General features: G+C 67.6%; 17 protein-coding genes and 2 pseudogenes. 9 read left to right on the top strand and 10 right to left on the bottom strand.

The window, feature by feature from the left end:
* Positions 1–47 precede the first annotated feature (47 nt).
* Both ASE31_RS12165 and ASE31_RS12170 read right to left on the bottom strand, forming a co-directional pair.
* Entirely contained in the window at positions 48–890 is an 843-nt protein-coding gene (locus ASE31_RS12165) for a ScpA family protein (protein WP_057201891.1), read from the bottom strand.
* A 76-nt stretch (positions 891–966) separates the two neighbouring features.
* The gene (locus tag ASE31_RS12170) at positions 967–1,173 is read right to left on the bottom strand and encodes a DUF3460 family protein (RefSeq protein WP_007861239.1); all 207 of its coding nucleotides are present in this window, start codon (positions 1,171–1,173) and stop codon (positions 967–969) included.
* A 42-nt stretch (positions 1,174–1,215) separates the two neighbouring features.
* Here ASE31_RS12170 and ASE31_RS12175 point away from each other — a divergent pair, with 42 nt between their 5' ends.
* Positions 1,216–1,728 (top strand): hypothetical protein, encoded by a 513-nt coding sequence (locus tag ASE31_RS12175; protein ID WP_057201892.1) that lies wholly within the window; start codon positions 1,216–1,218, stop codon positions 1,726–1,728.
* 6 nt (positions 1,729–1,734) lie between these two features.
* Here ASE31_RS12175 and ASE31_RS12180 read toward each other — a convergent pair.
* Positions 1,735–2,619, bottom strand: a pseudogene (locus ASE31_RS12180) (SulP family inorganic anion transporter); the annotation flags it as partial.
* Positions 2,620–2,852: 233 nt separating this feature from the next.
* Between ASE31_RS12180 and ASE31_RS12185 the strand changes: the two are divergent.
* A complete protein-coding gene (locus ASE31_RS12185) occupies positions 2,853–3,491 on the top strand; it encodes a YitT family protein (RefSeq protein ID WP_057202508.1) in 639 nt (212 codons plus the stop codon).
* 560 nt (positions 3,492–4,051) lie between these two features.
* Here ASE31_RS12185 and ASE31_RS32565 read toward each other — a convergent pair.
* The 7 genes from ASE31_RS32565 to ASE31_RS12220 form a co-directional block, all read right to left on the bottom strand.
* Entirely contained in the window at positions 4,052–4,507 is a 456-nt protein-coding gene (locus ASE31_RS32565; protein WP_057201893.1) for a DUF3617 family protein, read from the bottom strand.
* Positions 4,504–5,034, bottom strand: a complete 531-nt coding sequence (locus tag ASE31_RS12195; protein WP_057201894.1) for a hypothetical protein — start codon at positions 5,032–5,034, stop codon at positions 4,504–4,506. Before ASE31_RS12195 ends, ASE31_RS32565 begins: the two co-directional genes overlap by 4 nt.
* The gene (locus tag ASE31_RS12200) at positions 5,031–6,533 is read right to left on the bottom strand and encodes a hypothetical protein (protein WP_057201895.1); all 1,503 of its coding nucleotides are present in this window, start codon (positions 6,531–6,533) and stop codon (positions 5,031–5,033) included. The genes ASE31_RS12195 and ASE31_RS12200 overlap by 4 nt, the downstream gene beginning before the upstream one ends.
* A 331-nt stretch (positions 6,534–6,864) precedes the next feature.
* Entirely contained in the window at positions 6,865–7,827 is a 963-nt protein-coding gene (locus ASE31_RS12205; protein ID WP_057201896.1) for a hypothetical protein, read from the bottom strand.
* 26 nt (positions 7,828–7,853) lie between these two features.
* A complete protein-coding gene (gene metG, locus ASE31_RS12210) occupies positions 7,854–9,935 on the bottom strand; it encodes a methionine--tRNA ligase (RefSeq protein WP_057201897.1) in 2,082 nt (693 codons plus the stop codon).
* Positions 9,936–10,029: 94 nt separating this feature from the next.
* Positions 10,030–11,280, bottom strand: coding sequence for a patatin-like phospholipase family protein (locus tag ASE31_RS12215; protein WP_057201898.1), 1,251 nt, complete (start codon positions 11,278–11,280; stop codon positions 10,030–10,032).
* 89 nt (positions 11,281–11,369) lie between these two features.
* Entirely contained in the window at positions 11,370–11,945 is a 576-nt protein-coding gene (locus ASE31_RS12220) for a restriction endonuclease (RefSeq protein ID WP_369819454.1), read from the bottom strand.
* A gap of 117 nt (positions 11,946–12,062) precedes the next feature.
* Between ASE31_RS12220 and apbC the strand changes: the two genes are divergently transcribed.
* The 7 genes and pseudogenes from apbC to fdhD all read left to right on the top strand — a co-directional run bounded on the left by apbC (position 12,063) and on the right by fdhD (position 21,310).
* The gene (gene apbC / locus ASE31_RS12225) at positions 12,063–13,154 is read left to right on the top strand and encodes an iron-sulfur cluster carrier protein ApbC (protein WP_057201899.1); all 1,092 of its coding nucleotides are present in this window, start codon (positions 12,063–12,065) and stop codon (positions 13,152–13,154) included.
* 121 nt (positions 13,155–13,275) lie between these two features.
* Complete coding sequence (locus tag ASE31_RS12230; protein WP_057201900.1) at positions 13,276–14,220, top strand: LysR family transcriptional regulator; 945 nt, start codon at positions 13,276–13,278, stop codon at positions 14,218–14,220.
* Positions 14,221–14,464: 244 nt separating this feature from the next.
* A pseudogene (locus ASE31_RS12235) lies at positions 14,465–16,141 on the top strand (OFA family MFS transporter).
* Positions 16,142–16,153: 12 nt separating this feature from the next.
* Entirely contained in the window at positions 16,154–17,683 is a 1,530-nt protein-coding gene (locus ASE31_RS12240) for a methyl-accepting chemotaxis protein (RefSeq protein ID WP_235514424.1), read from the top strand.
* A gap of 72 nt (positions 17,684–17,755) precedes the next feature.
* Positions 17,756–20,092, top strand: a complete 2,337-nt coding sequence (locus ASE31_RS12245) for an FdhF/YdeP family oxidoreductase (protein ID WP_057201901.1) — start codon at positions 17,756–17,758, stop codon at positions 20,090–20,092.
* A gap of 28 nt (positions 20,093–20,120) precedes the next feature.
* Positions 20,121–20,417 carry a hypothetical protein gene (locus ASE31_RS12250; protein ID WP_057201902.1) on the top strand — a complete coding sequence of 99 codons (297 nt, stop codon included), beginning with the start codon at positions 20,121–20,123 and terminating at the stop codon, positions 20,415–20,417.
* Positions 20,414–21,310 carry a formate dehydrogenase accessory sulfurtransferase FdhD gene (gene fdhD, locus ASE31_RS12255; protein ID WP_057201903.1) on the top strand — a complete coding sequence of 299 codons (897 nt, stop codon included), beginning with the start codon at positions 20,414–20,416 and terminating at the stop codon, positions 21,308–21,310. The genes ASE31_RS12250 and fdhD overlap by 4 nt, the downstream gene beginning before the upstream one ends.
* The last annotated feature ends 9 nt before the right edge of the window (positions 21,311–21,319 follow it).

Here is a 21,319-nt window from a genome sequence, read left to right on the forward strand (position 1 = left end):
GGTGGGACCATGGCCGCCCGCCATGGCCAGAAATCAGGCGGCGGTGTTCAGGCGGGCGTGTACGCCAGTCGCACGTAGATCGGCGCGAAGGCCTCGGCCTGGGTGATCTCGATCAGCGTCTCTTTGGCCAGTTCCAAGAGGGCGATGAAGGTCACCACCAGCACGGTGCTGCCGCGCTCGGGCTCGAACAGCTCCTCGAACTCCACGAAGCGGCGGCCCTGCAGCGTCTTGAGCACCATGCTCATGTACTCGCGCACCGAGAGTTCCTCGCGCGTGATCTTGTGGTGCTGCACCAGCTTGGCGCGCTTCATGATGTCGCGCCAGGCCTCCTGGAGCTCCACCACGTGCACGTCGGGAAAGCGCGGTTGCAGGCTCTGCTCGATGTAGACCTGGGCCTTGAGGAAGTCGCGCCCGTACTGCGGCAGCTGCGACAGGCGCATGCCGGCCATCTTCATCTGCTCGTATTCGAGCAGGCGGCGCACCAGCTCGGCCCGGGGGTCCACGGGATCTTCGCCCTCGGCCTGCTTCTTGGGAGGCAGCAGCATGCGCGACTTGATCTCGATCAGCATCGCCGCCATCAGCAGGTACTCGGCGGCCAGTTCCAGGTTGCGGCTGCGGATCTCGTCCACATACGCCAGGTACTGCTTGGTCACCCCCACCATGGGGATGTCCAGGATATTGAAGTTCTGCTTTCTGATCAGGTACAGCAGCAAATCCAGCGGCCCTTCGAAGGCTTCGAGGAAGACTTCGAGCGCATCGGGCGGGATGTACAGGTCGGTGGGCAGGGCGAACAGCGGCTCGCCGTACAGGCGCGCCAGGGCGACCTGGTCCACCACGTCGGGCATGCCCTGGTCCTGGACCGCGGCATCGGCTTCGCTCGCGCTGTTCATCAATTTGCTATGAAATAAAGAGCTTCAAACGCTTTGTGAAAAAGCGATGGAAGCCGTTTTCATGCGGAAAATTCGCTCAGTCGGCGTTGGTCTGGTAGACGTAGGGCTTTTGCTCGACCTGGCCTTCGCGGTACTCGCCCCAGATCTTGCGGTCCACCTGCTTGTCCCACAGCAGGGCGCGGCCTGCCACCTGCTGGGCGTCCAGTTCGGGCCGGCTCGCCTTGAGCTGGTTGATGAACTGCGTGGTGTCGGATTGGTAATCGGGGCGGCGGAAAATGGACATGGACTGGTAACCTCTTTTCCTTGATTTTACCGGGATGACCCCATGCCCTCATTTTTTCGTGCCGCGGCAGCCGCCATCACCACCCTGGCGCTGCTCGCCGCCGCTGGCTGCGACCCCCAGCGCATCAGCGAACTGCAGCCCGGCGTGTCCACCGAGGCGGACGTGCGCGACCGCTTCGGCGTGCCCGAGAACACCTGGAACGAGGCCGACGGCACCCGTACGTTCGAGTACAACCGCCAGCCGGCCGGCCAGGTCAACTACATGATCGCCATCGGCCCCGACGGCAAGCTGATCGCCGTGCGCCAGGTGCTCACGCCCGAGAACTTCGCCAAGGTCCAGCCCGGCATGGGGATGGATGCCGTGCGCCGCTTGCTGGGCAAGGCGGCCAAGGTGGTGCCCTACCCGCTCAAGGGTGAAACCCATGTGCAGTGGCGCTTTGCCAACGCGCGCAACGAGCCGCAGGTGTTCACCGTGGTCCAGGGGCCGGGCGCCCAGGTGCTGCGCACCGAGACCGGGCCTGATCTGGATGCCCCGGAGTTCAAGGGCGGCAAATAGCGGCGCTTACACGTTCACGCCCGTGCCGCCCTGGGCGGCCAGGCGGTCGGCAAAGCCAGAGCGCTCCATCAGCGAGCGCGGCTGCTCGTGCAGGTGCACGAGGTACAGGCGCCCACCGCGCTGGGCCACCGCCTTGAGGATTTGCGTGAGGGCATCCAGGCCGGTGGTGTCCAGGGCCACGAGTTCGCTGGCATCGAGCACCACGTCCACGCCCGCAGGGCCGGTCTCCACCGCCTGCACGATGGGGTCGATCTTGCCGGCTGCGCCAAAGAACAGCGCGCCATGCAGGCGCCAGGTCATGCGGGGGTGCCCGCCAGCCGGGGGCCCCGACGCCTCGGGCTGCAGCTCCACCCGGAACAGCCGGCTCATGCGCCGCACGAACAGTGCGCAGGCCATGAACAGGCCCACCTCCACCGCCACCGTCAGGTCGAACACCACCGTGAGGAAAAAGGTGCCCAGCATCAGCAGCCGGTAGTGGTTGCTGAAGTGGCGCAGGCGCACGAACTCGTGCCACTCGCCCATGTTCCAGGCCACGAACAGCAGGATGCCCGCCAGCACGGCCAGCGGGATGTGCAGCGCCAGAGGGGCCGCCGCGAGCACGATGACCGCCAGCGTGGCCGCATGCACGATGCCTGCGATGGGCGAGGTGGCGCCCGAGCGGATGTTGGTCACCGTGCGCGCAATGGTGCCCGTGGCCGGCATGCCGCCGAAGAAGGGCACGACCAGGTTGGCCAGGCCCTGGGCCATGAGTTCCTGGTTGGGGTCGTGCTTGCGGTGGCGGGGGGCGGTGGCCAACTGGTCGGCCACCCGGGCGCACAGCAGCGATTCGATGGCGCCCAGCAGGGCGATGGTGAGCGTGGGCGTGACCAGCAGGCGCACGGTCTCCCATGAGCATCGATCAGCCGCGGGTGGAAGGCGAAGGACAGCTGCATGCGGCGGTGGGTTCCAGTGTATTCCCCAGGCCGGTGAGCGCAACCGTGGGTCGCTGGGCCAGACAGGTGTGGGGTGCCCCGAGAATGCAAGCATGTCCTGTGCCGGAGCTTGCGCCGCCCTTCTGGCGCAGTGCTTGCTTGTACAAATGCATGACCCACGGTGGGTTGCCGCTGTATCCTGACGAACCGACCATGCCTGACACCCCCGCCCCGACCACCGAAACCGACACCCCCCCGTCGTTGCGCCATGGCACCTACGAGGACGCCCAGGCCATCTTCGCTGGCACGCTGTTCGTGGCGATGGCGCTCATGCTGTTCAACCAGGCGGGCCTGCTGGTGGGCGGCACGGCGGGCATCGCCTTTTTGCTGCACTACGTCACTGGCGTTTCGTTCGGCAAGCTGTTCTTCCTCGTGAACCTGCCGTTCTACTGGTTCGCCTGGACGCGCATGGGGCGCGAGTTCACCATCAAGACCTTTGTCTCGGTGGCGCTGCTGTCGGGGCTGACCGAGCTGTTCCCCCATGTCATGCATGTGGACTACCTCAACCCCCTGTTCGCCTCGCTGCTCGGTGGCCTGCTGCTGGGCACGGGCTGCCTGTTCCTGGCGCGGCACCGCTCCAGCCTGGGCGGGGCCACGGTGCTTTCGCTGTACATGCAGGACCGCTATGGCATCCGCGCCGGCAAGGTGCAGATGGGCATCGACTGCGCGGTGGTGCTGCTGGCGCTGTTCATCGTGCCCGTCGACCGGGTGGCGTACTCGGTGCTGGCGGTGCTGGTGATGAGCGGCTTTCTGTGGATCAGCCACCGGCCTGGGCGCTACGTGGGGCACTGAGACTTTGCCGGTCAGAACCTGTACAGGTAGTCGGCCGTCACTGCGGGCGGGTTTGATCGGTGGCCAGTGAACTGTTCTTGATGGAACGGCCCAGGCGCGTGCTACCCACGTCCACGAAAAATCACTGCGGGTGCAGCCCATACGCACGCCGGCCTGCTGGTTCACGCCGAGTTGGGCACGCGATGGTGGCGCGATAGGTCTCGTGGCAAGGGTGCACCTTCCCATTCCGCAGTGCGCTGCCCTGGCTCTGCATGCCATGAGGGGTGGGTGGCTGCGCTCGGCTTTCTTGCGCTGGGCCTGGCGTGGATCGTGGTGACCGGCATGGGCCTGGCGCGCGCCCTGCAGCGGCGCTGGATGCTGCGCAGCTTTGCGCTCACGGCCGCCGCAATCACGCTGCGCTTCTACCTGGGCGCCAGCATGGCTGCGGGCATCGACGATGCCGCTCTCCTGCCCCCTCATTGCCTGGCTGTGCTGGGTGCCCAACCTGCTGGCGGCGCAATGGTATCTGCGCTGCAGGCCCTGAGGAGGTCGTTCCCGGAACGCAGCTTGACAGCCGCAGCCTACTTTGCAGGGCTCACCCGAAGGGATGCGTCCGGGGACTGGGCACTGGCGCAATCTCCCAGGCGTGTCTGCTTTTGCACCACCACCATGGACGGCTTGCCATGGGTCAGGCTTTTCACTTCCGAGGTGTAGCTCTGGTTGTCGGTGACGGTGAGCCTGACCTGCGTGGTCGTATCGCCGCAGACCGTCTCGGAGGTGAAGACATTGCCGTTGCGCTGGTGCACCGAGGGTTTGCAGCCTTGGGTCTGCTTTTGCGCCTCGGCCTCGGCGGCCTTCTGGGTGGCGGTGTCGATGCACTGGGTCGTGGTGACGGTGCGCGCACTCCTCAGGGTGGTCTCCGCCTTCCACAGGCCCGGTGCGGGGCGCGGCCACCAGTCGGGCGTGGTGGCTGCGCAATGTGCGGCGCCTGCAAGGCAGGCCCACAGGACAGGAATCAGGCAGGGGCGCAGGTTCATCTTGTCTTCGCTTCGGGTGTGTGGGTGGTGGGCAGGGCGGTCTGGCCCTCGTCGCGCAGTGCGCAGGTGCGCAGCCATGCGTGCAGCGACACCTCGGTGGCGGTTGCCAGCGTGCGCCCCTGGCGATTCCTGACCGTCCGGGTGCTGGTCGTGCGGTAGGCGGTCCAGCTGCCGTCCTCGGCTTTGACGGGGGCCATGGTGGTGCGTGTCACGACGGTGTCGGCATCCTCCGTGCAGGTCTGCTCCACCGTGATCTGGCCGTTGCGCCAGCCCATACGGCGTGGGCCGCAGCCCTCGCCCTGTTCTTCTCTGGCGATGGAGCGCCACAGGTCGGCATGCGACGGACTGGATTCGCAGACGGTCAGCATGCCTGCGGGGTCCGGTCGTCCCTGCGCGTCCAGCGCGCTGTGCTGCCATACGCCCGGGCGCAGAAGAATGCGGGGTCTGTCTTCGGCATGGGCGGTGCCAATGCCGGCGAGCAGCAACAGGCACATCGCCAGCGGGCTGCGGGTGTGCTGCCGCTTCATGACTGGCACGCCTTGGTGGGAGGCACGCCCACGAGCTGCTGGCGGCTGAAGATCTCCTTGGCATAGAGATCCTTTTTCGTCCCGAGGCCAGGAATGGGCAGCGGACTGAAATTGGCCGTCACTCCCACGTGGGCCGTGGAGGACAGTGTGTAGCGGGCGCATTGGACAATTGAGCCCAGTGCCGCCGTGTTGGCGATGGAGACCACGCTCACATGGTCGATGTAGGACATGATGCTGGCGTTGGTGATGCCCACTCCCAGGCCCACCTTGGGCACCTGCACGGCCACCACGAAGCCCGAGACCCCGGGGCTGATGGCGGATTTCTCGCCCAGTTGCGGCTCACCCTGCACCTCGCCCTCGTTGCGCACCTGGCCTTCGCTGAAGGTGGTGGAGCCGTTGCCCTGGAACTGCACTGCGCCCGAGGTGTGCAGCGCCGCGTGCTTGCCATTGAGCCCGATCTGCACGAGGAAGTTGAAGCCCACTTCCACCACCAGCGGAATGCCGGCCAGGATGATGGGAATGTTGAAGGTGACCGGCACGTCCAGCACCTTGAAATTGTGGTTGAACACGCCGCGCTCACTGCCCAGCCGCGCGATCGCATCAACGCTGGCCGTGCCGCTCAGGTTCTTGAAATCGGTGTTGAGCAGTTGCAGCTTCGAGTCGACGATCTCGATCCTGCCTCCCAGCCGCATGGCGCCGTTTTCCGACAGGCCGTCGAGCTGGCCCTTGACCTTCAGGCGAATGTCCACGTCGTCATAGCCCTGGTCGAAAAGCCCCTTCGCCAGGCCGCCGGCGGATTTCGCCACGGCGGCGTTCCTGGCCGACATCTTCTGCACTGCCTTGGCGCTGTCATCCTCGCCATCATTGGCGGACTTGCGCGCTTCCAGATCGAACTGCAGCTTCGTTCCCGCGACGGTGTACGCCACCTCGTAGTCAAAGCCCCTGACCTTGCCGGCGAAGCTGGACTGGGGCGTTGCCTCCACGTCGGCCAGGGGCTCTTCGCCAGGATTGCTGCCTTCTTCCATCACGCCTGGGGGTAGTTCGTCGCTCACGCGCACGATGCTGCCAGGTGCGCCCCATTGGCTGGTCTGTACGGGCGGGGTGCGCGCGGCATGGGTGGAGACGAAGGCCCGGTCCAGGCCCAACGGGGTGTCGAAGGCGATGCTGGCCTGGCTCAGCGCCTCGTTCAGTGCCACCGGCCGGGTTTGTACCAGTACATAGTCGCCTTTTGTCCTGAGGGCGGTGACACGGCGGATGGCAATGCCCCAGACGAACAGGATGCTGCCGTGCTGCAGCTGTGCCAGCGCGGGCTCGCTGGCGGCGAACACGAAGTGGGAGCCGCTGCGGTCTACCCCCCGCAGCGAGCGCATGGCGCTTTCGCGGTCCACCTGGACCACCGAGGGGTGCCAGGTGACGGCAAGCCTGGCGGCCGGTGTTTCCTCGGCCCGGGACAGGTAGCTGCGGATCTGCACTGCCTGCAGGCCATTGACCGTGGCCATCCGCAGGGCAGTGCTGTCAGCTTGCGCAGGGCTTGGCTTGTCGCCGCAACCGCTGATGCACGCCAGGGCAACAGCGAGCCCTGCGAGGCCGAGTGTTTTGCGGCCGATCATGCGGGCGCTCTTTCTTTTGGAGGTAATGGAGTCCACGGCCCATTCTAGAAATGCGTTTCGCCAAAAATACCCCCCGGCCGGGGGGTAGACACCGCCTCAGCCCGTGCCGTTGGCGGCAGCGGTGAGCAACTGCTGCAGCGCCGCGAGCGAGTCGATTCCAAGCTTCTGGTACAGCTGGCCCAGATGCTCCTTGAGTGCCGATTCGCTCAGGTTCAGGCGCTCACGCGCCTGTGCGCGAGGCCCCTGTGGCCAGGATGTAGGCCACCTGCTGCTGCATGGGGCTGGCGGGCAGGTCCCGCACGGCCTGCAGCAGCCGCAGGTTGGGCGACACCTGCAGCTGCAGGTGGATGGCGATCAGCGGCCTGCCCGCCGGTGTGTCTGCGGCCGCCGCTGTAAGCCAGCTCGCGCGCGCACACAGGCGGCCATGGGGAACGGAGAAGGTCACTTCGGGAATGCCGTGGTCACCCCGCAACAGGTGGCATACGTGCCGGCAAAACGGCGGCAGCAGACCGGACTTTGGCAGGTCCACCCAGCTGTTGCCCGCCTGCAACGCTTGCTGCAGCAACCGACGGGCCGGGTCCGTCATCCACAAAGGCCTGTCATCGGTGTCCATGACAATCGTGGCATTGTCTTGCACCGCTCTGAACGTGTCGGGCTGGGTGTTCTCATTGGCGACCGCAAATTCGATGTACCGCACCACCTTGGCGAGGTTGTCGCAATCGTCCTGAGTGAACTGCCGCCCGGGCCCCCGGAACAGCATCAACTCCCCCACGGTGGCGCCATGCGCGTCGATGCGGGCGTCCAGCGTGTGCTCATGCCCCGAGCCACGGACGAGCAAGTGGTGCGTGTTGGAGGCAAAGTAGAACGCCGGAGGCGCGAGCAACTGCCCGAGTTTTTGCCCCCGGTGGATGAGCGAATGCACGTTCAGCTCGGTGGGTCCGATGAACAGCTCCTCGAAGTGGTTGAGAAACAGGTGCTGTACTTCGGGTGGCGAATGCTCGTGGAAGATGTCGGTGGGAATACCCTGTGCTGTGGTCCAGAAGAACGAGCCCGCGTCGTTGGGAACGATGTGGTTCACCGTGCGCAGGATTTCCGGCACCATCATGCGGCTGTCCAGCCCCGAAAAGCACAGCTGCCGCAGGTAGGACCACTGGCGGCCAATGGAGCGGCGCGGTGGCGTCATCCAGGTCGCCCGCGCCGCTGCAATGCTCAGCGCACCCGCATGCCAGGCGTGGCGCCGGGCCAGGGGTTGAGCACGTAGATGCCGGGGTTGGCCTTCTCGTCGCCATGGCTGGCGGCGAGCACCATGCCCTCGGACACGCCGAACTTCATCTTGCGCGGTGCCAGGTTGGCCACCATCACCGTGTGCTTGCCGATCAGGTCGGCCGGCTGGTAGGCGCTGGCGATGCCGCTGAACACGTTGCGCGTGCGGCCTTCGCCCACGTCCAGCGTCAGGCGCAGCAGCTTGGTCGAGCCTTCCACGGGCTCGCAGTTCACGATCAGCGCGATGCGCAGGTCGATCTTGGTGAAGTCGCCGATGGTGATCGTGGGCGCCAGTTCCTCGCCGCCGGGCGCTGCCACTTCAGGCGCCGCCTCCACGGGCTGGGCCGGGGTTTCGAACAGCGCGTCGAGCTGTTCGGGCGCCACGCGCTGCATCAGGTGCTGGTAGGGGGTGATGGCCTGCACGTCGCCGGCGACGGCCCAGCGCTGCATGTCGCTGCCTACGAAGCCTTGCACCGCGTGGGCCAGGCTTGGCAGCACGGGGGCCAGGTAGCGCGTGAGCACGGCAAAGGTGTTGATCAGCACCGAGCACACCTGGTGCAGGGCTTCGTTGTTGGCCGCGTCCTTGGCCAGGTCCCAGGGCTTGTTCTGGTCCACGTAGGCGTTGACCTTGTCGGCCAGCAGCATGATCTCGCGCGTGGCCTTGCCGAACTCGCGTGCCTCGTACAGCTGCGCCAGGCCGTCGCCTGCGCTGCGCACATCGGCCAGCAGGGCCGCGCCATCGGCGCTGAACTGCGTGGTGAGCTTGCCGTCGAAGCGCTTGGTCAAAAAGCCTGCTGCACGGCTGGCGATGTTGACGAACTTGCCGATCAGGTCGCTGTTCACGCGCGCCATGAAGTCGTCGGCGTTGAAGTCGATGTCCTCGTTGCGGTTGGACAGCTTGGCCGCCAGGTAGTAGCGCAGCCACTCGGGGTTCATGCCCAGGCCCAGGTACTTGAGCGGGTCCAGGCCCGTGCCGCGGCTCTTGCTCATCTTCTCGCCGTTGTTCACCGTGAGGAAGCCGTGCACGAACACGTTGTCGGGCGTCTTGCGGCCGGAAAAATGCAGCATCGCGGGCCAGAACAGCGTGTGGAAGGTCACGATGTCCTTGCCGATGAAGTGGTACTGCTCCAGGGCCGGGTCGGCCATGTAGGCGTCGTAGCTCTCGCCGCGCTTGTCCAGCAGGTTCTTGAGCGAAGCCAGGTAGCCCACGGGCGCGTCGAGCCAGACGTAGAAGTACTTGCCCGGCGCGTCGGGGATCTCGATGCCGAAGTAGGGCGCATCGCGCGAGATGTCCCAGTCGCCCAGGCCCTCGCTGGTCGTGCCGTCCGGGTTGGTGCGCACGGTGAACCACTCCTTGATCTTGTTGGCCACCTCGGGCTGGAGCTTGCCGTCCTGCGTCCAGTTTTCGAGGAACTCCACGCAGCGCGGGTCCGAGAGCTTGAAGAAGAAGTGCTCCGAGCTCTTGAGCTCGGGCTTGACGCCCGACAGGGCCGAGAACGGGTTGATCAGGTCGGTGGGCGCGTAGACCGAGCCGCAGACCTCGCAGTTATCGCCATACTGGTCCTTGGCGTGGCACTTGGGGCACTCGCCCTTGATGAAGCGGTCGGGCAGGAACATGTTCTTCTCGGGGTCGAAGAACTGCTCGATGGTGCGGGTCTCGATCAGCGAGCCGTCGGCGCGGTCGCGCAGGTCGCGGTAGATCTGGCGCGCCAGCTCGTGGTTTTCCGGGTCGTCGGTGCTGTGCCAGTTGTCGAAGCTGATGTGAAAGCCATCGAGGTACTGCTTGCGGCCGGCGGCGATGTCGGCCACGAACTGCTGGGGCGTCTTGCCCGCCTTCTCGGCCGCGATCATGATGGGCGCGCCGTGCGTGTCGTCGGCACCGACGAAGTTGACCGCGTTGCCCTGCATGCGCTGGAACCGCACCCAGATGTCGGCCTGGATGTATTCCATGATGTGGCCAATGTGGAAATTGCCATTGGCGTAGGGCAGGGCGGTGGTGACGAACAGTTTGCGTACGGGCGACGACATGGGGCGGCTTTCTCTGCGGGCACTTTCAGGCGGAACCGCTAATTTTAGGGCACGCTGAACTACCGCCGCCGCACAGGGCCAACCCTGGCAGAACTCAGGCGTGCTGGAGTGTTTTCACTTCGGCGCCAGTGTCCGTCCAGCCAAAGAACTTGCAGACCTCGGCGCGCATGGCCAGGGTGTCCTCACGGCCCAGGGCCATGAGTTCGCGCGTGTAGCCCGACTCGAACAGCAGGTAGCTGGCCAGCGCCGCGCCGCGCACGTCGGCCATGTTGGAGGTGACGCCCAGGGCGCCGAGCATGGCGCGCACGGGTGTGGGCAGGTTGCCCACATGGCGCGCGGCCACCGCGTCCAGCCGCTGGGAGGGCGCGATCACCAAGAGCTCGATGGGGCGCAGCGCGCTCTTGGCGCGCACCTCGGGCGGAATGAGCGATAGCGTCTGGTTCACGCGCAGCACGCGCTCCACGTCGACCGACAGCGCATCGAGGAAGATGTTGGAGAGTGCGTGCCCTGCGATCTGCGCCAGCGAGGGGTAGGTGGGCGTGGGGTTGGCGGCCGCGTCACCCTTGGGCTCGTGCATGCGGCCGGCGCCCACCACCAGGATGCGCTCGGCCCCCAGGTGGATGGCCGGCGCAATCGGTGCCGACTGGCGCATGGAGCCGTCGCCGAAGAACTCCATGTGGTCCCCGATGCTGATGGCCTTGGCCGGGAACACGAAGGGGATGGCCGAGGAGGCCAGCAGGTGCTCGTGCGTGATGCGGTCGCGTGCCGCCTTGCGCTGCGAGCGCACCCAGGGCTGCAGCGGGGCATCGGTTTCGAAGAAGGTCACGTGCTCGCCCGAGCTGTAGCTCGACGCCGTGACGGCCAGGGCCTTGAGGTGGCCCTTTTTCAAAAGGCGCGGCAGGCGCACCAGCGGCACCATCTTGACCAGCAGCTTTTCGAGCGGCGCGTTGTCCAGCAGCGAGCGCGGGCGCATGCGCCGCCAGCGCGCCAGGGCCCAGCCCAGCGACAGCAGCGAGAGCCAGCGCGCGCCGCTGCGCAGCACGCTCAGCGAGTCGGCCCGGTACACCTGCTGCGCATGGAAGTCGCGCCATACGCGGGCGATGCGGCGCACGGCCCGGTCGAAGTTGTCGGCCCCGCAGGCCAGCGCCGCCGCATTGATGGCCCCGGCCGAGGTGCCGGTGATGATGGGAAAGGGGTTGGGCTCGTCACCCGCGCCGCAGGCCAGGCGCAGATCGGCAATGGCTTCGAGCACCCCCACCTGGTAGGCCGCCCGGGCGCCGCCGCCCGTCAGCAGAAGGCCCGTGGCAAGGGGGGCGGGCGCGGCGGGGCTGTCGGGTGATTGCATCGGTGGACGGGGTGTGTGGCGTCAGGGCCCAGTGTGCTGCGTTGCCCGCAGGCCGCCACTTGGGGAAACCCGCATGGCGGGCGGCCAGATCAGGCCTTTGCGAGAAGGAGGGCGGCGACGCCCGGGCCCTGCAGCACGGTGATGCCGTTGTCGCGCGCAAACAGGCGGGCGTTGTCGGAGAGCTGTCCCTGGGTCATCACATAGATCCCTGCCGAGGCCCCTTGCGCCTGCATGGCGGCCTGCAGTTCGCGCATCGGCTCGACGCCATGGGTCGCGGCCTTCCAGCGCTTGGCGCTGACCAGGGTGGCCTGGCCGCCCTTGGCCACGCGCAGGTCCACGGGGCCGGACCGGGGCTTTTCCACCGTGCAGCCATCGCGCACCCAGGCGGCCTCCAGCGCATCGGCAAACTGGCGCCAGGGCATGCTGTTCACGGCGCCCAGCATTTCCTCGACCTTGGCGGGGCTCGGGGCCCTGAGCTGGCGCCAGGCCGCAATGCAGCCCACCACGAAGATCGGCAGCGTGCCCACGGCGCCGACATAGGCGTACTCGCGCGGCAGCAGCGCGCCGGCCGCCAGTGCGATCACTCCCACCACCAGGAAGCTGACCCACCAGGGCGAGCGCAGCAGCACGGCGAACAGGGATTTCTCGGCCATCTTGAATTTCACGGGGCGTCTTTCGGGAGTCTGTAACGGGAGGGAAGCGGGTGGGCGACGCGCATTGTCCCGCACTTACGCAGGGCGGGGTCCGTTGGATAGACTACCCGTCCCACAGGAGTTAATTGCATGGCAGTCACCGAACAAGGCCTTCTGGCCGCACTTTCCAGCGTACAAGACCCGCACACGGGCAAGGACTACGTCAGCACGCGGGCGCTGCGCAATGTGCAGATCAACGGCGGCGACGTGGCGTTCGACGTGGAGCTGGGCTACCCGGCCAAGAGCCTGGTGCCCGAGCTGCGCCGCAGCCTCGTGGCGGCAGCCAAGGGCGTGGCCGGGGTGGACAACGTGTCCGTGAACATCACCACCAAGGTGGTGGCCCACGCCGTGCAGCGCGGCGTGCAGCTGCTGCCCCAGGTGAAGAACATCATTGCCGTGGCATCGGGCAAGGGCGGGGTGGGCAAGAGCACCACCGCCGCCAACCTGGCCCTGGCCCTGGCCGCCGAGGGCGCCAGCGTCGGTGTGCTCGACGCCGACATCTACGGCCCGAGCCAGCCCATGATGCTGGGCATCAGCCGCCGCCCCGAGAGCGAAGACGGCAAGACCATGGAGCCGCTGGAGAACTACGGCGTGCAGGTCATGTCCATCGGCTTCCTGGTCGACCAGGACGAGGCCATGATCTGGCGCGGCCCCATGGCCACCCAGGCGCTGGAGCAGCTGCTGCGCCAGACCAACTGGAAGGACCTCGACTACCTCATCATCGACATGCCGCCCGGCACCGGCGACATCCAGCTCACGCTGTCCCAGCGCGTGCCCATGACGGGTGCCGTGATCGTCACCACGCCGCAGGACATCGCCCTGCTCGACGCCAAGAAGGGCATCAAGATGTTCGAGAAGGTGGGCGTGCCCATCCTGGGCATCGTCGAGAACATGGCCGTGCACGTGTGCACCAACTGCGGCCATGTGGAGCATATCTTCGGGGCCGATGGCGGCAAGAAGATGGCGGCCGACTATGGCATGGACTACCTGGGCGCCCTGCCGCTGGACATGCAGATCCGCCTGCAGGCCGACAGTGGCAAGCCCACCGTGGTGGCCGACCCCGACGGCGACGTGGCGCAGATCTACAAGCAGGTGGCACGCACCGTGGCCGTGAAGATCGCCCAGCAGTCCAAGGACTTTTCGTCCAAGTTCCCCAGCATCTCGGTCAGCAAGGACACCTGACGCTTGCCGTGGCCGCTGCCTGAATGGCCTTTTGGGCGGGAAGGATTCAGGCGCCTGTGTGCCGGGGTGCAGGGGTCGGTTATCTTCGGGTCCACTCCTATAGAGAAGGGCGCTTGATCCGATGAACCTGCTGGCCGCCATGCGCTACCTGGTGTCGCTCGACGAGCACCGCCACTTCGGGCGGGCCGCGCAGGCCTGCCACATCACGCAGCCCGCCCTGTCCAATGCCCTGCGGGCCCTGGAAGACGAGTTCGGTGTGGTCATCGTGCAACGCGCGCGCACCTATGCGGGCCTCACGCACGAGGGCGAGGCGGTGCTGGCCACGGCGCAGCGCATGCTGCGCGACAACGAGGTGCTGCGCCAGGAGTTGCGCAGCACCGAGGCCGCACCCCGCGGCAGGCTGCGCATGGCGGCCACGCCCACGGCGATCCCCATGCTCTCGCGCTTTGCGGCGCTGCTGCAGGCCCAGCACCCGGGGATCCTGCCGGTGGTGCTGTCCATGAGCTCGCGCGAACTGGAGCAGGGGCTCGAAGACCTGTCCCTGGACCTGGCCGTGGGCTACAGCGAACGCATGCAGGCCAAGGAGGTCAAGCTGCGCTCCTGGCAGCAGTGCAATGAGCACTACTACCTGCTGCGCCGCGCCAGCACCCCCGCACCCGACCGCATGCGCATCGGCGAGCCCATGCGCTGGCGCGATGCCGGCCAGCTGCCCCTGTGTCTGCTCACCACCGACATGCACAACCGCTTCATCATCGACGAGGCGCTGCGCGAGGCCGGCGTGCCCACGCCGCCGGCCATCGAGACCAACTCGGTGCTGACCCTGGTGCTCTCCGTGCTCTCGGGCGAGGTATGCAGCGTCTTGCCTAGTGCCATGGTGGCTGCCGCGCGCAGCGAGCGCAGCCTGGAGGCGCTGCCCCTGGTTGCGCCCGAGGTGCGCACGCCCATCGGTTTCATGACCCAGCGCGGCCCGCGCGTCTCGCGGGCGCTGGAGGCAGCGCTGGTGCTGCTGGACCTGCCGCAGTGGCGCGACCACGTCACCGAGCACTGCGGCGAGCTGCGCGACTGAAGTCAGGCCATCCCCTGGGGGCGCTGGGCACCTTCACCGCCCCCCGTCTCGCTGTGCGGTGCGGGAGCGGGACGCTCCCCGCCCATTGGATGCTGATTTGTGTGCTGTTCTTCATTCATGAGTTGAATAGCCACATGTGCTGATTCAATTTGACGCTATGGCGCTCCTCTTCGGACACTGCGCTGGGCGTCTTGACCGGCGTCAAGAACACAGCGCGTGCGCACCAACAAGGGAGAGAGAACATATGACTGCTTCATCGGCGGCGACTGCACCCATGTCTGGGTCTTCCGCATCCCCTGGGTTCCTGGACAAGGAACGCATCATTGCGGGGCCTGGCTTCAACCGGTGGCTGGTGCCCCCGGCGGCCCTTGCGATCCACCTGTGCATCGGCATGGCCTATGGCTTCTCGGTGTTCTGGCTGCCGCTGTCCAAGGCCCTGGCCACGGCCGGCACCGGTGCGGCCTGCCCCAAGGACATGGGCTTCTTTGCTGAACTGTTCGCCAGTGGATGCGACTGGCGTGTGGCCACGCTCGGGTGGATGTACACCCTGTTCTTCGTCTTCCTGGGCTGTTCGGCCGCCATCTGGGGTGGCTGGCTGGAGCGCTCGGGCCCGCGCAAGGCTGGCGTGGTCTCGGCCGTGTGCTGGTGCGGCGGCATGCTGCTGTCGGCACTCGGCATCCACCTGCACCAGTTCTGGCTCATGATCCTGGGCTCGGGCGTCATCGGGGGCATCGGGCTCGGGCTCGGCTACATCTCGCCGGTGTCCACGCTGATCAAGTGGTTCCCTGACCGGCGCGGCATGGCCACCGGCATGGCCATCATGGGCTTTGGCGGCGGCGCGATGATCGGCTCGCCCCTGGCCGTGGACCTGATGAAGAACTTCTCCAGCCCCACCGACGTGGGCGTGATGCAGACTTTCGTGGTGATGGCGCTGGTGTACTTCGTGTTCATGATGGCCGGTGCCCTGGGCTACCGCGTGCCCCCCACGGGCTGGAAGCCTGCCGGCTGGACGCCTCCACCCCCCTCGGCCAATGCCATGATCACCTAGCGCCACGTGCACGTGAAGCGTGTCTGGGGCATTCCCCAGTTCTGGCTGATCTGGGTCGTGCTGTGCATGAACGTGAGCGCCGGCATCGGCGTGATCGGCATGGCCTCGCCCATGCTGCAGGAAGTCTTCGGCGGTGGGCTGATCGGTGTGCAACAGAAGTTCGGCGAGCTTGACAAGACCCAGCTGGCCGCCATCGCGGCCGTGGCGGGCGGCTTTACGGCGCTGCTGTCGCTGTTCAACATCGGTGGCCGCTTCTTCTGGGCCAGCCTGTCCGACAAGTTCGGCCGCAAGATGACCTATGTGATCTTCTTCGTGCTCGGCGGCTTGATGTACGCCAGCATTCCCAGCTCAGCCGGCGCCGGCAGCAAACTGCTGTTCGTGGGCGCGTTCTGCGTCATCCTGTCGATGTACGGCGGTGGCTTCGCCACGGTGCCGGCCTACCTGGCCGACCTGTTTGGCACCCAGTTCGTGGGCGCCATCCATGGCCGCCTGCTCACCGCCTGGGCCACGGCCGGCATCCTGGGCCCCGTGGTCGTGAACTACATGCGCGAATACCAACTGGGCCTGGGCCTGCCGCGCGAGCAGGTGTACAACCAGACCATGTACATCCTGGTGGGCATGCTGGTCATCGGGCTCATTGCCAACCTGATGGTGCGCCCCCTGGCCGACAAGTGGTTCATGAGCGACACGGAACTGGCGCACGAGAAGAAGCTGGCGCACGAAAAGAGCGTGGCGGCCGAAGTGGGCGGCGGTACCGGTGGCGGCGGCACGACCAGCCCGGCGGTGGTGGCCTTCGCCTGGGCGGCGGTGGGCATTCCTCTCCTCTGGGGCATCTACAAGACCCTGGTGAGCGCCGCCAAGTTCTTCCAGTAGGCAGGCGACTGCATGCTGGTGCTGCCTGGCTCACTCAAGCGTCGGATCAATGCTGCGGCCGGGCGCTTTGCGGCCGAGCACAACGGAGTGTTCAGTCTGGCCGCACCGGCGGCTGCCGGGCAGGCGCCCGCGCTGCTGTGCAATGGCCGGGCGCTCAATGGCGATTTCGCGGTGGCGGACCGCTTCACGGCCCAGACGGGGGTGCGCGCTACCGTCTTCGCCCGCCAGGGTGAGGATTTCGTGCGCATCGCCACGTCGGTGCGCAAGCAGGATGGCGAGCGTGCCGTGGGCACGCTGCTCGACCGCTCGCACCCTGCCTACCGCCAACTGCTGGCGGGCCAGCCCTACGCCGGCTACGCCACTGTCTTCGGGCGCCAGAACATGACCCGCTACGACCCGGTGCGCAACGCCACCGGCGAGGTGGTGGGCGTGCTCTACGTGGGGCTCGACGTGAGCGAGATCCCCTCCCTCGGGATGGCCGGGCGCCTGGCGCTGTGGGTGCTGGGCGGACAATACCTGCTGTGGACGCTGGCCTGGCTGGCGCTGCCTGCGCTGCCGGCCACCTGGGTCGCATTCGGGGTGTGCCAGCCACTGCTGCTGGCGGCGCTGGTCCATGGCCTGGTGCAGCGCACCATCTCCACGCCGGTGGCACAGGGCCGCAGTGCCGCGCAGCGGCTCGCGGCGGGCGATCTCACCACGCAGATGCATGTCGCGCAGCGCGACGAGGTGGGGCAGATGCTGCAGGCCATCAACGGCATCGGCGTGGGCCTGGCCGGCCTGGTGGGCAACGTGCGGCGCGGGGCCGAAGGGCTGCGCCTGTCCACCCGCGAGATCGCCGACGGCAACAATGACCTGGCCACCCGCACCGAGCAGCAGGCCGGCGAGGTGAACACCACCGCATCCGCCCTGGAGCAATTGACCGCCACCGTGGCGCAGAACGCCGAGCATGCGCGCCGTGTCAATGGGCTGATGGGCGCCGTTGCCCAGGCCAGCGGCGAGAGCGGTGCGGCGGTGGAGCGCGTGGTCACCACCATGGCCGAAATCCGCGACGGTGCCCACCGCATCCGCGACATCATCGGCATCATCGACTCGATTGCCTTCCAGACCAACATCCTGGCGCTCAATGCGGCAGTGGAGGCCGCCCGTGCGGGCGAGCAGGGCCGGGGCTTTGCGGTGGTGGCCTCGGAGGTGCGGGGCCTGGCCACGCGCTCGGCGGGCGCTGCGCGCGAGATCCGGGGGCTCATCTCCACCTCGGTGGATCGTGTGGATGCCGGTGGGGGCTTGGTGCAGGCCGCTCGTACATCCATGCAGGGCATTGCACAATCCATCGGTGAGGTGACCCGGCTCATCGAGGGCATTGCCACCGCCAGCGGGCAGCAAAGCCATGGCATCGAAGACATCCACCACAGCGTGGGGCGCATCGAGCAGATGACGCAGCAGAACGCCGCCCTGGTGGAAGAAGCCGCCGCTGCCGCCATGCGCATGCGCGAGCAGGCGGCCACGCTGGCCGATGCGGCCGCCACGTTCAAGACCCCCACATAGATGACAGCAGGGGGTGCCGGGGACGCCGCAGGCGCAGCGGCGCGGCCGGCAACCCCAGTCCAGGAGACCATGATGAAACAGGAAAAGATCGAGTTCTACACAGGCCCCGCAGGCGGCTGGGGGGCGCTCAACAGCGTCAAGAATGCGCTGCTGCGCCAGGACATCCCGATCAAGGGCGCCAGGACGCTGCTGTCGGCCAACCAGCCCGACGGCTTTGACTGCCCGGGCTGTGCCTGGCCGGACCGCAACCATGCCTCCACCTTCGAGTTCTGCGAAAACGGCGTCAAGGCCGTGGCCGCCGAGGCCACGGCCCGGCGCGCGGGCCCGGGCCTGTTTGCCCAGTACACCGTGGCCGAGCTGGCCGAGCAGAGCGATTTCTGGCTCGAAGACCAGGGCCGGCTCACGCAACCCATGGCCTACCATGCGCCCAGCGACCAGTACCGCCCCATTTCGTGGGACGACGCCTTTGCGCTGATCGCGCGCCACCTGAACGCGCTGCCCGACCCCAACCAGGCCATCTTCTACACCTCGGGCCGGGCCAGCAACGAAGCGGCCTTCCTGTACCAGCTGTTCGTGCGCCAGTACGGCACGAACAACTTCCCCGATTGCTCCAACATGTGCCACGAGCCCAGCGGCAGCGGCATGCGCCCGCAGATCGGCGTGGGCAAGGGCACGGTGACCCTGCACGACTTCGAGTGCGCGGACGCGATCTTCATCTTCGGCCAGAACCCCGGCACCAACCACCCGCGCATGCTCGGCGAGCTGCGCGAGGCGCACAAGCGCGGCGCGCGCATCGTGAGCTTCAACCCCCTGCGCGAGCGCGGGCTGGAGCGCTTTGCCGACCCGCAGGACAAGCTGGAGATGGCCACCTTCGGCTCCACCCCCATCAGCACGCATTACTTCCAGCTGCGCGTGGGCGGCGACCTGCCTGCCGTCAAGGGCATGATGAAGCATGTGCTGGAGCAGGAGGGCGCGCGTGGCGGCGTGCTCGACAAGGCCTTCATCGCCGAGCACACCACGGGCTTCGAGGTGCTGGTGGAGAATCTGCGCGCGGAATCCTGGGCGCTGCTGGAGCAGGAGTCGGGCCTGACCGAGGAGCAGATGCGCTCTGCAGGCGACATCTACATTGGCGCCAAGAACGTGATCGCCTGCTGGGGCATGGGCATCACGCAGCACAAGCACGCGGTGGACACCATCCAGGCCATTGTGAGCTGGCTCATGCTGCGCGGCAACATCGGCCGCGAGGGTGCCGGCCCCTGCCCGGTGCGCGGCCACAGCAACGTGCAGGGCGACCGCACCATGGGCATCTGGGAAAAGCCCCCGGTGGCCCTGCTGGACAGGCTGCGCGACGTGTTCGGCTTCGAGCCGCCGCGCGAGCACGGCGTGGACACGGTGGAGGCCATCCGCCACATGCTGGACGGCAAGGGCAAGGTGTTCTTCGCCCTGGGCGGCAACTTTGCTGCCGCCACCCCCGACACCTACGAGACCTGGAAGGCGCTGCAGCGCTGCGACCTCACGGTGCACGTGACCACCAAGCTCAACCGCAGCCACATCGTGCATGGCAAGGAGGCGCTGATCCTGCCCTGCCTGGGCCGCACCGAGATCGACGTGCAGGCCAACGGCCCGCAGGGCGTGACGGTGGAGGACTCGATGAGCATGGTGCACATCTCGGTGGGCATCAACCCGCCTGCGTCCGAGCACCTGCTGTCCGAGCCGGCCATCGTGGCGCGCCTGGCTGCCGCCACGCTGGGCGCGCGCAGCAGCGTGCCCTGGGCCTGGCTGGTCGAGGACTATGCGCGCATCCGCGACCAGATCGAAAAGGTCTTCCCCGATTTCAAGGACTTCAACCAGCGCGTGGCCGTGCCCGGCGGGTTCCGCCTGCGCAACACGGCCAGTGAGCGCGTCTGGGCCACGGCCTCGGGCAAGGCCAGCTTCCATGCGCCCCTGGTGCCGCAGGACACGCCCTCGCACAAGGCGCGCGAGCGGTTCAAGGATTCGATCGTATTCACCCTGCTCACCACGCGCTCGCACGACCAGTACAACACCACCATCTACGGCATGGATGACCGCTACCGCGGCGTCTACGGCCAGCGCCGCGTGGTCTTCATCAACGAGAAGGACATCCGCGCCCTGGGCATGCAGGACGGCGACTGGGTCGACATCCAGACCGTGTGGAGCGATGGCCAGGAGCGCCGGGCCGACCGCTTCAAGCTGGTGGCCTACGACATCCCGCGCGGCAACCTCGCGGCCTACTACCCCGAGACGAATCCGCTGGTGCCGCTGTCTGCCGTGGCCGACACGGCGGGCACGCCGACCTCCAAGTCCATCCCTGTGCTGCTGGAGCCGCACGTGCCGGGCGGGGCCGCCCTTGCGGCGTCTGCCGTGCCGGCGCAGGCCGAGGCCCCATGAGCGCGGTGGACCGCAGAAAGCCCATGCCATGACGGCCGTGCAAGAGACGCTGGCGGGCGCCATCCTGCGTGCGCTGGCCGAAGAGTCCCCGGACACGCCGGCCGGTGCGCCCGGCGTGTCGCTGCCGCGCCTGGGCAAGCGCCTGGGCCAGGGCGTGAGCGTGCTCCTGCGCGAGCTCACGCTGATGAGCGATGCCTCGGTGGGCGGCCAGCGCGGCCCCGGCTGGGTGCGCGTGGACCAGGTGGGTGAGCGCTGGGTGGCCCACCTGACCGACGCCGGCCGGGCCGTCGCCCGGGAGCTGCCTGCGGCGGGGGCGACGCCATGAGCGCACAGGTGTGCACGCCGTTCGATGGCGATGGGGGCGGCGTGGCGGACCTGTCGGCACTGGCCCAGCGCTCCGTGCGGGTGTTTGGCGAGGCGGGTGTGCCGCAGGGCGGGTCCCTGCGCTTCGACACCCTGGCGGCGGAGATCCCGGTGGCCCTGGTGTTCAACGGTGTCTCGCATGCGGTGATGATGGCCACGCCGGAAAACCTTGGCGATTTTGCGATCGGTTTCGCGCTGAGCGAGGGCATCCTCGACCATGCGCAGGACTGCCGGGGCACCACGCTGCAGCTGGCCGATGCCGGCGCGGCGCACCTGCCACCCGGCGTGCCGGGGGTCGAGGTGCACCTGGAGATTTCGGCGCGCAGCTTCGAGCGCCTCAAGAACCGGCGCCGCAGCATGGCCGGCCGCACGGGCTGCGGTGTGTGCGGGGTGGAAAGCTTTGCGGCGCTGGATCTGGCCCCCGAGCGCCTGCCGGCGCGCGACTGGTTGGAGCGGGTGGACCTGCCCACCGTGCTGCGCGCCTTTGCCGACCTCAAGGCACTGCAGCCGCACAACGCGCAGTCGGGCTCGCTGCATGCCGCAGGCTGGGCCACGCTGGACGGGCGCCTGGCCCAGGTCTGCGAAGACGTGGGCCGGCACAACGCGCTGGACAAGCTCATCGGCTGGCTGTCGCGCAGCGCGCGCCTGGCCGAGCCCGGCTTTGTCGTGCTCAGCAGCCGGGGCAGCCACGAGCTGGTGCGCAAGTGCGCTCGCGTGGGCCTGTCGGCACTGGCCACCATATCGGCACCCACCGCCACCGGCGTGCAGGTGGCCGAGCTGGCCGGGCTGCGGCTGTGGGGCCTGTGCCGCGCGCCGCGCGCGGTGCTGTACGCGCCGGGCGCGCAAACGGGGTAAAAACCCTGA

Source organism: Acidovorax sp. Root217, from assembly GCF_001428645.1.
In the GTDB taxonomy this organism is placed as follows: Bacteria; Pseudomonadota; Gammaproteobacteria; order Burkholderiales; family Burkholderiaceae_C; genus Acidovorax.